The 11053-nt window shown below is 61.1% G+C and carries 11 protein-coding genes; 1 reads left to right on the forward strand and 10 read right to left on the reverse strand.

Annotation, left to right across the window (positions count from 1 at the left end; genetic code table 11):
- Window positions 1–3 precede the first annotated feature (3 nt).
- The 4 genes from ACMWKA_RS13010 to ACMWKA_RS13025 are packed head-to-tail and all read right to left on the reverse strand — an operon-like array spanning window position 4 to window position 3996.
- Window positions 4–1395, reverse strand: coding sequence for a GntP family permease (locus ACMWKA_RS13010; protein WP_013096992.1), 1392 nt, complete (start codon window positions 1393–1395; stop codon window positions 4–6).
- A gap of 43 nt (window positions 1396–1438) precedes the next feature.
- Window positions 1439–2620, reverse strand: a complete 1182-nt coding sequence (locus ACMWKA_RS13015; RefSeq protein WP_100168544.1) for an acetyl-CoA C-acetyltransferase — start codon at window positions 2618–2620, stop codon at window positions 1439–1441.
- A 9-nt stretch (window positions 2621–2629) separates the two neighbouring features.
- A complete protein-coding gene (locus ACMWKA_RS13020) occupies window positions 2630–3286 on the reverse strand; it encodes a 3-oxoacid CoA-transferase subunit B (RefSeq protein WP_414760309.1) in 657 nt (218 codons plus the stop codon).
- A gap of 2 nt (window positions 3287–3288) precedes the next feature.
- Window positions 3289–3996, reverse strand: coding sequence for a CoA transferase subunit A (locus ACMWKA_RS13025; RefSeq protein WP_020688355.1), 708 nt, complete (start codon window positions 3994–3996; stop codon window positions 3289–3291).
- A gap of 140 nt (window positions 3997–4136) precedes the next feature.
- Here ACMWKA_RS13025 and ACMWKA_RS13030 point away from each other — a divergent pair, with 140 nt between their 5' ends.
- Window positions 4137–5048, forward strand: a complete 912-nt coding sequence (locus ACMWKA_RS13030; protein ID WP_023620697.1) for a LysR family transcriptional regulator — start codon at window positions 4137–4139, stop codon at window positions 5046–5048.
- On the opposite strand, the gene ACMWKA_RS13035 is transcribed toward ACMWKA_RS13030, so the two are convergent.
- The 6 genes from ACMWKA_RS13035 to hemP all read right to left on the reverse strand — a co-directional run bounded on the left by ACMWKA_RS13035 (window position 5027) and on the right by hemP (window position 10927).
- The gene (locus tag ACMWKA_RS13035; protein WP_038419173.1) at window positions 5027–5806 is read right to left on the reverse strand and encodes a heme ABC transporter ATP-binding protein; all 780 of its coding nucleotides are present in this window, start codon (window positions 5804–5806) and stop codon (window positions 5027–5029) included. The genes ACMWKA_RS13030 and ACMWKA_RS13035 overlap by 22 nt on opposite strands.
- Window positions 5799–6791, reverse strand: coding sequence for a FecCD family ABC transporter permease (locus tag ACMWKA_RS13040; RefSeq protein ID WP_230135163.1), 993 nt, complete (start codon window positions 6789–6791; stop codon window positions 5799–5801). Before ACMWKA_RS13040 ends, ACMWKA_RS13035 begins: the two co-directional genes overlap by 8 nt.
- Window positions 6791–7612, reverse strand: coding sequence for a heme/hemin ABC transporter substrate-binding protein (locus ACMWKA_RS13045; RefSeq protein ID WP_058661021.1), 822 nt, complete (start codon window positions 7610–7612; stop codon window positions 6791–6793). Before ACMWKA_RS13045 ends, ACMWKA_RS13040 begins: the two co-directional genes overlap by 1 nt.
- Window positions 7609–8637: a hemin-degrading factor gene (locus tag ACMWKA_RS13050; RefSeq protein WP_414760310.1), complete on the reverse strand. Its 1029-nt coding sequence runs from the start codon at window positions 8635–8637 to the stop codon at window positions 7609–7611. The genes ACMWKA_RS13045 and ACMWKA_RS13050 overlap by 4 nt, the downstream gene beginning before the upstream one ends.
- Before the next feature lie 45 nt (window positions 8638–8682).
- Window positions 8683–10668: a TonB-dependent hemoglobin/transferrin/lactoferrin family receptor gene (locus ACMWKA_RS13055; RefSeq protein WP_108453527.1), complete on the reverse strand. Its 1986-nt coding sequence runs from the start codon at window positions 10666–10668 to the stop codon at window positions 8683–8685.
- Window positions 10669–10744: 76 nt separating this feature from the next.
- Window positions 10745–10927, reverse strand: coding sequence for a hemin uptake protein HemP (gene hemP, locus ACMWKA_RS13060; RefSeq protein ID WP_061771859.1), 183 nt, complete (start codon window positions 10925–10927; stop codon window positions 10745–10747).
- Between the last annotated feature and the right edge of the window lie 126 nt (window positions 10928–11053).

Here is an 11053-nt window from a genome sequence, read left to right on the forward strand (position 1 = left end):
TCCTTACACAATGCCGGTGAGATAGAACACGGCAATGACAAAAAGCACCGCCAGACTTTTGATGATCGTGATGGCGAAGATACCGCCATAGGCCTGACGATGGCTAAGACCGGTGATGGCCAGCAGCGTAATCACCGCGCCGTTATGGGGGAGTGTATCCATGCCACCGCTGGCCATAGAGGCCACCCGGTGCAGGACCTCCAGCGGAATATTCGCGGCATGGGCGGCGGCGACAAAGCTGTCTGCCATGGCCGCCAGCGCAATGCTCATCCCACCTGAAGCCGAACCGGTGATCCCGGCGAGAACGGTCACGCTGATCGCTTCATTCAGTAACGGGTTCGGAATAGCCGCCAGCGCGTGGGATAAGACCAGAAAGCCGGGCAGGGCGGCGATAACTGCACCGAAACCATATTCCGAGGCGGTATTCATCGCCGCCAGGATCGCGCCGCTCACTGCCGTCCGGCTGCCTTCCGCCAGACGTCCCCGGATGTTGCGAAAGCCAAAGATCAGCACCAGCACGATACCGGAAATCAGCGCGGCTTCCACGGCCCAGATGGCGGTGATCTTGCTGACCTCGGTCACAATCGGCTTTGCCAGTCCGGGCAGGGTCAGCTCGTGGCTGGTGCCATACCAGCCGGGGATCCAGCGGGTAAACAGCAGGTTGAGGATCCCCACCACCAGCAGGGGGGAAATCGCAATCAGCGGATGGGGAAGGTTAATGTTGTCCGGCGTTTCCGGTTCGTTTTTCAGATCCGTGCCGTAACCTTCATTGTTATTTAGCGCTTTCCGCCGCTGGCGCTCCAGCCAGAGCAAGCCAAAGCAGATAATAAACAGCGAGCCAATCAGCCCCAGCCAGGGGGCAGCCCAGGCATTAGTGCCGAAGAAGCTGGTGGGGATAATATTCTGGATCTGCGGCGTGCCGGGCAGGGCGTCCATGGTGAACGAGAACGCCCCCAGCGCCACGGTCGCCGGGATCAGCCGTTTGGGGATCCCGCTCTGACGAAACAGTTCGGCGGCGAAAGGATAAACGGCAAACGCCACCACAAAGAGCGACACGCCGCCGTAGGTTAACAGCGCACAGACCAGCACAATCACCGGAATGGCGTGACGGCGTCCAAGGATTTGAATCGCTGCGGCAACAATGGAGCGTGAGAAGCCGGAGAGTTCAATCAGCTTGCCAAACACGGCGCCCAGCAGGAACACCGGGAAGTAGAGCTTGACGAAGCCCACCATCTTTTCCATAAACAGGCCGGTAAACGTCGGGCCGACAGCGCCCGGGTCGGTTAACAGCACGGCACCCAGCGCCGCAATGGGCGCAAAAAGAATAACGCTATATCCGCGATAGGCCGCCAGCATCAGCAGCGCCAGCGCCGCCAGGGCAATTAACACACTCATTGCGACTCCTTACTGTTGTTATATTCGGGTACTCACGAGAGGTTTAACGCTCGACGGTCAGCGCAATGCCTTGCCCGCCGCCTATGCACAGAGTGACCAGCCCTTTTTTGGCGTCACGGCGCTGCATTTCATGCAGCAGCGTCACAAGGATCCGACAGCCGGATGCACCAATCGGATGGCCCAGCGCGATAGCGCCACCGTTAACGTTCACCTTGCGCGCATCCCAGCCAAGCAGGTTACCAACCGCCAGCGCCTGCGCGGCAAAAGCTTCGTTGGCTTCGATGAGATCCACCTCATCCAGCGTCCAGCCTGCCCGCGCCAGCGCGGTCTGGCAGGCGCTGACGGGGCCGATGCCCATTACGGACGGGTCGACCCCGGTAACGGCGTAGCTCACGATCCGGCCCAGCACCGGTAGTCCGCTCGCCTGTGCTTTTTCTTCGCTCATCAGCAACACCGCGGCGGCGCCATCGTTCAGGGTGGAGGCATTCCCCGCCGTGACCGTGCCGTCCTCCTGGCGAAACGCGGGGCGCAGTTGCGCAAGCTGCTCTGCGGTGGTTCCTGGCCGGGGTTGTTCGTCATGACGAATCACCAATGGCGGCTTCTTGCCCTGTTTCACCGTTACAGGGGTAATCTCGGCCTCAAAGCGAGCAGATTCGATGGCAGACGCCGCCTTTTGCTGTGACCCGGCGGCGAAGGCATCCTGCTGCTCGCGTGAAATGCCGTGCTGCCGGGCGACGTTTTCCGCGGTGATCCCCATGTGGTAATCGTTAAACGCATCCCACAGGCCGTCGACGATCATGCTGTCCTGCAGGCCCGTGTGGCCAAAACGCAGCCCGGAACGGGCGCCATCCAGCAGGTAAGGGGCATTGCTCATGCTCTCCTGACCGCCCGCGATCACCACCTCTGCGTCTCCACAGCGGATAGCCTGTGCCGCAAGCTGTACCGCCTTCAGCCCCGCGCCGCAGACCAGATTGACCGTGGTGGCAGGGGTACTGACGGGCAGCCCGGCGGCGATAGCCGTCTGACGTGCCGGGTTTTGTCCGCAGCCTGCCGTCAGCACCTGCCCAAAAATCAGTTCGTCTGTGTCACCTGCCGAAAGCGAGCTCTCCTCAAGCAGGCGGCGCACCGCGACAGCACCAAGTTCAACGGCGGAAAGGGGAGAGAGCGAACCGCGAAAACTGCCAATTGGCGTTCGCGTTGCCCCGACTATCATGACGTTTTTCATGTTGAGTCCTCAGCTAAAGCGCATTTCGCGAACGTCGTCCGCCACGATGATTTTTCCGGCAGTTTTGCTGACGATCTCGTCAATGCCGACTCCGGGGGCGTATTCACGCAGAATGAACGCACCGTCTTTAATTTCCAGCAGGGCCAGGTCGGTTAACACCCGGCGGATGCAGCCCACGCCGGTGAGCGGTAGCGTGCAGCGCGACAGCAGTTTGGACTCACCGCTCTTCGACGCGTGGGTCATCACGACCATGATGTTCTGCGCCCCGGCGACAAGATCCATGGCGCCGCCCATGCCTTTCACCATCTTTCCGGGGATCATCCACGAGGCGATGTTGCCTTCCACGTCCACCTCAAACGCCCCGAGCACCGTGAGGTCGACGTGCCCCCCCCGGATCATGGCGAAGGACTGGGCCGAGTCGAAAATGGCGGCACCGGTTCGTGCGGTAACGGTCTGCTTACCGGCGTTAATCATGTCGGCATCAAGGCTCTGCGCATCGGGAAATTCCCCCATCCCCAGCAGTCCGTTTTCTGACTGGAGCATCACGTCCATGCCGGCCGGGATGTAATTCGCCACCAGCGTCGGGATACCGATCCCCAGGTTGACGTAGTAACCGTCGCGCAGTTCGCGGGCGACGCGCATGGCCATCTGTTCGCGGGTTAACATGGTCAGACTCCCTCTGCGCGCAGCGTGCGCTGTTCAATGCGTTTCTCAAACTGGCCGACAATCAGCCTGTCGACGTAAATTCCCGGGGTATGAATGGCGGACGGCGGCAGCTCACCCGGCGGGACAATCTCTTCCACCTCCACCACGGTTATCCGTCCTGCGGTGGCCATCAGCGGGTTGAAATTTTGCGCGGTGTGGCGGTAGATAACGTTGCCGTACCAGTCCGCTTTCCAGCCTTTGATCAGCGCAAAATCGCCGGTAATGGCCTCTTCAAGGATGTAGTGCTTACCGGCAAACTGACGTACCTCTTTCCCGGCGGCCACGGGCGTGCCATAGCCGGTGGCCGTGTAAAATGCCGGAATACCGGCCCCGCCCGCGCGCACCTTTTCGGCCAGCGTGCCCTGGGGCGTCAGCTCAACCTCCAGCTCGCCGCTCAGCACCTGCTGTTCGAACAGCGCGTTCTCGCCGACGTAAGACGCCACCACCTTCCGCACCTGGCGCGTCTCCAGCAGCAGCCCGAGCCCGAAACCATCCACGCCGCAGTTGTTCGATACCACCGTCAGGCCCTGCACCTGACGGCGTTTGACTTCCGCAATCAGATTTTCAGGAATACCGCACAGGCCAAAGCCGCCCGCCAGCAATGTCATCCCGTCCGTCAGCCCCTCCAGCGCCTGCGCATAGCTGCCGACGCGTTTATCCAGTCCTGCCATAGCCATCCCTCCTGTTGTCCGTGGCGGTATCATTGGGGGCGACGACTCTTTTGTTAATTTTGAATTTGTGACCCACTCATTTGGTTTTTTTATTAATTTACTGTTAACTAAATTTTTTCAATTAGTTAACAGGATGAAAAATGAGAATGAGTGTCAAACAGTTACGCGCGTTTTTAGCGGTAGCTCACACTCTCAATTTTGCGCACGCCAGCGAACGGTTAAATCTTTCTCAGCCAGCCCTCAGCCTGACGATTAAAGGGCTGGAGGATGCGCTGGGGGGCCCGCTGCTGCAGCGAAGCACGCGTAAGGTCACCCTGACGCAGGAGGGCGAAACCTTTTTACCGATGGCGCGGCAGCTGCTGGCTGACTGGGATAACGTTGAAGAGGCAATGCACCAGTGCTTTACGCTGCAGCGCGGCAAAATCTCGGTCGCGGCCATGCCGTCGTTTGCGGCTAACGTCCTGCCGGAGGTGCTGAAAGCGTTTCGCGATCGACATGCCGGGATCAACGTCACCGTGCATGATGTCATCAACGAACAGGTGATTGAGATGGTGCGGGAAGGGCGGGTCGAAATGGGGATCGCCTTTGAACCGGCGCCGACGCATAACCTGCTGTTTACGCCGCTGGGCCTCGACCGGTTTGTCGCCATTGTGCCGAAAGCGTCCCCCCTTGCGATGAAAAAACGCCTCTCCTGGAATGAACTGCTGACGCTGGATTTCATTACCCTGCAGCGCCCCTCGGCGGTGCGCCTGATGATGGAAGAGGAGCTGGCCCGTAGCGGCCGCAAGCTGGAGGTGGCGCTGGAGAGCCATCAGCTGGTGACGGTAGGAAGGATGGTCGCCAGCGGGCTGGGCGGCAGTGCCGTACCGGCGCTGTGCGAGGCGCAGATGACATCGCTGGGTGCGGTCTGTATTCCGCTGGACAGCCCGCCGATAGAAAAATGTATCGGGGTGATCCATCCAGGGCACACGCAGCTCTCAAAAGCGGCGCATGCCTTGCTGGAAACCCTGAAAGATTTTTATCAGCCCGATCAGGGGGCGAGAAATACCTGAGGTGCAGCATGAGCCGGGTGTCGGCCAACCTGCACCTGCGCGCCGTACCAGCGCGTCAGCGTATCGGCCTGCAGAACCGCCTCCGGGGCCCCCTGAGCGACCATTTTGCCGTTATGTAACAGCAGGATCCGATCCGCCCACAGCGCCGCCAGATTGAGATCGTGCAGCACCACACAGACATGCAAATGCCCCCGACGGGTCAGGGAAGAGAGCAGGCGCAGCAGATGCTGCTGGTGGTAAAGATCCAGCGCGGACGTGGGTTCATCCAGAAACAGCCAGCCGCGCGGCGCACCGTCGCACCAGAGCTGTGCCAGCGCGCGGGCGAGTTGGACGCGTTGCTGCTCCCCGCCGGAGAGCGCCGCAAACTGCCTGCCCGCCAGCGGTAAACAGCCGGAGATAGCCATCACCTCCTCAATCACCGACGCCTCAGGGCGGCGCGTCCACGGCGCTCGCCCCATCCCGATCACCGCTTCTACCGGCCAGTCGAATCCGAGCTGGGTATTCTGGCGCATGACCGCCCGGTAGCGGGAGAGTCTGTCCGGCGGCCAGGCCGCAAGCGGCGTTCCTGCAAGACTGCACCGTCCGCTCGCGGGTTTGAGATAGCCGGTAAGCAGGCGTAACAAGGTCGATTTCCCGGCACCGTTGGGGCCAATCAACGCCACCAGTTCGCCCTGAGAGAGGGTCAGCGACACGTCGTCGATCAGCGTCCGTTGTCCGGCGTGAAAGACAATATTTTCCGCACAGTAGCGTTCAGCCATGCGCACCTCCGCGACGAAAGATAAGCCACAGGAACCACGGCGCACCGAGAAGACTGGTCAATAAACCGACCGGCATTTCCGCCGGGGCGACCAGGGTACGCGCCAGCGTATCGGCAGCCAGCAACAGTAACGCACCGGCCAGCACCGAGCCGGGGATCACCGCCCGGTGGTCGGCCCCCAGCCACATGCGCACCAGGTGTGGCACCACAAGACCAACAAAGCCGATGACACCGCTGACGGCCACCGCGGCGGCCACCAGCAGGGCGCTGCACAGCAGCAGGAGCCGCTGCACAACGGCCACCTCCACCCCGAGGTAGTGCGCCTCTTCCTCGCCAAGCTGGAACAGGTTGAGGGCACCAGCCAGGCGCCAGATAACCAGCACGGTGGGAACCATCAGCGAGCAGACGGCCAGCAGCGTTGACCACTGCGCCTGGCCGAGGCTGCCCATGCCCCAGAGTGAGAGCTGGCGAAGCTGGGCATCATTACTGAGCCATGACAGCACGCCGACGGCCGCCCCGCACAGGGCATTGATGGCAATCCCCACCAGCAGCAGTCGCGACAGGGAACTGTCACGTTGCCGGCTAAGCAGGAAAATGACGAATGTGGCGGCCAGCGCGCCGAGAAACGCCGCCAGCATCGGGGCGTACAGCATCACCAGCGCGGGCAGCGAGAGCGGAATAACCACCCACAGCGCAACGGCGAGTGCTGCGCCGCTGCTGATCCCCAGCAGGCCCGGATCGGCCAGCGGGTTACGAAACAGTCCCTGCATCACACAGCCAGCCAGCGCCAGCGAACCGCCGATCGCCAGCGCCAGCATCACGCGGGGCAGGCGGATTGTCAGCCAGATCTGACGCAGTGCGTTGTCGCTGCCGCTCCACAGCAGGCTGACCGGCAGGCGCAACGCGCCCACACCGCTGGCTGCCAGCGTCATGACGGCCAGCAGCGCGGCCAGCAACCACAATGCCAGTACGGCGCGTCGGGACATCAGGGCAGTTGCTCCGCTTTACGGCGTAACTGCTGGATGGCCTGTGGCGTTCGCACGCTAAAGCCCAGCAGCGCCATATCGTCGATGGCCAGCATCTGCCGGTGACGTCCCGCTGGAGTTTGCGCCAGACCGGGCAGTTGCCACACCGCATCCGCCCCACCCAGAGCGTTCACGCCATCCTGCGAGATCACCACCAGGTCGGGCTGACTGGCGATAACGCCTTCCTGAGACAGCGGCTGATAGCGAGTGAAGCCCTGCATCGCGTTCTGCAGCCCTGCCGCACGAATGGCAGCATCCGCCGCGGTCTGTTGCCCGGCGGCCATCGCGGTCATCCCGCCGTGGTTGAGAATAAACAGCACCCGTTTATTGAGCGGTGACACGGGAAGCGCCGCCAGCGCCTGACGCAGCGAGTTGCGCAGGGTTTTCCCTTCTGCCTCGCGGTGCGTCGCCTCAGCGATAACCCGAACCTTTTCATCGATAACGTTGAGGTCATTGCCTGCCGGAACGGTGATCACCCTGACGTGACTCTGCTCTACCTGTTTTAACGCCAGAGACGGCTGTGCCTGTGCACTGGCCAGCACCAGCGTGGGGCGCATGGACAAAATGCCTTCGGCATTTAGCTGGCGCAGATAGCCCACGTCCGGCAGCGTGTTCGCCGCCTGTGGCCACTGGCTGGTGCTGTCGCGTGCCACCAGCGAAGACGCAGCGCCGAGCGCATAGACAATCTCGGTAACGTCGCCGCCGAGCGCGACGATTTTCTCCTGCGGCGCAGCAAATGCCAGCAGCGGCAGGGCGCTGATCAGGGCAAGCCATTTTTTCATGCGGCCAGCCCTTTTGCCGTTAAGGCGTCGATCTGGCTGCGCCACTGACTCTGCTCGGGTTCGCCTTCGCTCCGCTGGCCGTACAGCTGGGCAATCTGCGTGCCGTCGGCGGCAAACAGCTCCAGGCTGGTGACATGTCCGTCAGCCGTCGGTTTGCGCGTGACCCAGGATTCGGCGATGGCGCCTTCCAGCAGATGCAGGGTAAAAGCCGGGTTGAAGATGTTCAGCCAGCCCTTCATCGGCATCAGTTTTTCCACCACGCCGGTGAAGATCTGCACGCAGCCGCGGTTGCCGACGAAAATCATAATTTCGTTCCCGTCCTGGCGTGCCGTTTCCAGCAGCTGGGCCAGCGCGGTGTTGTCGACCCTGCAAGCCAGATCGTCGCCCACCAGGCGAAACGCCTGTTGACGGCTGAGGTTGTGGCGCTTGAGCAGGCTGAAGAACTGATGCACGTCGGTCATGGCACGCCACTCTGTGTCCACGAGCGAGGCGTCCGGGTTTTCAGCGTGAGCCGGGACATCGGCCGTTTTCAACGCCAGCGGCGGATTCCCGGCAAAGATAAAGCGGGTGAGCAGATCGCCCCAGGCGGTGAGGTCGGTGTTATCCGTGGCGTAAACCTTCAGCAGGGCGTCGCCCTGGTGGTCGAAGAACTGAATGCTCTGCCGCTCACCGCGGGCGGTGGCCTCGCTGATGTGAAATACGCTCGCCCACTGGTTAAGGAACAGGCGCAGATCCAGCGCGCGCGGGTTGAGGATCAGCCCGGCGTGGCCGCTCAGGTGTTGATGGGTAAAGGCGCCGACCTGCTCGTGAACGGCGTAGTCGTTGCGGCAGATGCATTTGGTTTCGCCCACCGCTTCCAGCGCGGCCAGGATCTCGCGGGCATCACCGCGCAGGCGCCAGGCGTCATGGCCCACACGGGCGAAGGTCAGCTCGGCTTCGCTGATGTTCATTAAACCTGCAATGTCGCGCGCGTACTTACCCGGATTTTCGTCTTTTAGCTCAAGCCAGCGTGTGTAGTGATGCATTGTCTTTTCCTCTCAAAGCATTGCCCCGGCCAGCCGGGGCGGGGATTACCATTGATAACTGACGAAAATCTTCCCGTTCCGGCCATCCTGCGGAATGCCCTGTGGCGACCAGTATTGTTTGTCGAAGGCGTTGCCCAGCACCAGCGTCGTGGTGACGCCTTTAAGCTGCGCCTGGCCGGTGTAGCTCACGTAGAAATCGTTAACCGCGTAGCCGGGCTGCTCGCTGTAGCTGCTGCTAATGTGCGTTGAGCGATCGACAAAGGTGCCGATCCAGCCGACGGAGAAGCCGCTTTGTGCCAGCGGAATATCCAGCTTGCTGGTGACGGTATCCGGGTTGATGCTGGAAATATACTCGCCCGTGTCGGTATCTTTTCCGCGCGTGCGGTTATAGGCGAGGTCGAGGTTGAACAGGTCGGCGGAGTATTTCGCCATCACGTCCCAACCCCAGATTTTGGCGTTCGGGACGTTATATGACATGGTGGTCGCCGCCGCAAAATCGACGGTGGTGGAGATGTAGTCTTTGGCGTTGGTATCGAAATAGCTGGCTTTAAACTCCAGCGCATCGTTGGCCAGCATCACATCATCAAAGCGCAGACCAAAACCATACTCCTGCGTTTCGTTGGTTTCCGGGCGCAGATTGGGGTTGGGCACCCAGTAGTTGGTATAGAAGCGGCCAATGGAGAAGTGTTTGGCGTCGTTATACATTTCGCCCATGGTTGGCGCGCGGAACGCCTGCGCGTAAGAGCCGAACAGCATCAGCCAGTCGGTCGGGCTGACGGTTAACCCGGCGCGGGAGGACCACTTATCGGCATCCACATCCTTGTAGCCGTCGCTGCTGCCGCGGTAGTTGTCGTAGCGCGTGCCGCCAAGAAGGGTCACGGGGAGGTCGCGCAGGGTGATTTCATCCTGCAGCCAGCCGGAGCTGAAATCGATTTGTGCCTGCGGAAAGCCCGTTGTTGCCCCGCCCGGGCGTTGCTCCTGACGATAATACTCACCGCCGTAGGTCAGCAGATGTGAGGCAAAGGAATCGCTGAACAGGCGGGTGCGGTTCTCTACTTTGCCGCCTTTGGTGGTCTGTTTGCGAAACTCACCGCTGCCGTCGATGTTCTGGGCGTTGATACGCGCTTCGGACCAGTAAATTTTCGCGTCGGCGTTCAGCCAGTCGTTACCCTGTGGAGCAAGGTGATAGCCGAGCTGCGCGTCACGCTGGATGGTGGAGCGGTCGGTCAGCGGGTTACTGCTGCTGTCTGCTGCACTGGTTTGCGGGTTTTTCGGCTCCTGTGCGGCGTTATTGTAATAGCGCAGGGAGCCGCTCAGGCTCTGGGCCGCGTCGATTTTCCAACTGCCCTTCGCCAGCATGTTCTGAATGGATTCGTCGTTCGGGGCGGTGGTGCCGTCACTCTGGCGCAGATCGCCACGATCCCGGCTAGACCAGGAGAGCAGCCCGTCCAGGGTATCGGTGCGGCCATAGGCGCTGGCCCCCATGCCGATGCTGTGATCGCCCGTCGCACCGGTAGCGAACACCCGATAGCCGCTGTTTTTACCCGGCTCCAGCAGATCTTTGGCATCGACGGTGTCATAGGCAATCACACCGCCCAGCGCGCCGCTGCCGTACAGCAGGGCCGACGGACCGCGCACTACTTCGATACGTTTAATCAGCGCCGGATCGAGGAACGTACTGTTCAGGTGGCCGGTGTCGGTTCCCTGGCGCACGCCGTCAACCAGTACCAGCACGCCGCGACGGTCATAACCGCGCAGGTTAACGTCCTGGCCGTTGGTACGTCCGGTGCCATCGAGCGTCAGGCCGGGGACGTTACGCAGCAGGTCGGCTGCCGAGCTGGCAGTTTGTTTATCCGGTGTGCTGGCGTCAATCACGCTCACCATCATGGGGGCTTCGAAGGCGCTACGGGCGTTACCCGTGGCGGTCACGGTCATTTCATCTGTGGTAGCAAACGCGACGCCCGGCAGGGTGCTGACAATCGCCAGCGCCAGAAGTGACGGACGTAAAGGCGCGGAAGGCAGGTGTGGCATAGCAACTCTCCATTAAGAATTGAAAGCGCTGGCTGCCTGGGGTTCACCTGGGTGGCTGGCGGAGTTTTTGTGTTGTTTATTTTGTGAGGATCAATTTTCCGGCATGGGTCTGGCGCAGCAGGTAGCGTTGACCGTCATGCTCGATAATGACCCGTCCCTCATCGCCCAGCAGGGTTTTGCTGTCAATGCGACGCTCGACGGGGGCGGATGCTGTGTCTGTTTTTGGCGGCGTTGCCGCAGTGTTATCCGTACGTGACATAATGTTTATAAATAACAATCAATGTAACAATGATAATCATTATCAATAAACTGCAAATTCGCGGCAAGCGTTTTTGTGAAAAAAGGGTGAGAGGATCAAATTTGGGGGGGGGGAAGTGCGGTTTGA

The organism is Enterobacter sp. 03-F-07-AD-ECC (genome assembly GCF_047530935.1).
In the GTDB taxonomy this organism is placed as follows: Bacteria; Pseudomonadota; Gammaproteobacteria; order Enterobacterales; family Enterobacteriaceae; genus Enterobacter; species Enterobacter cloacae.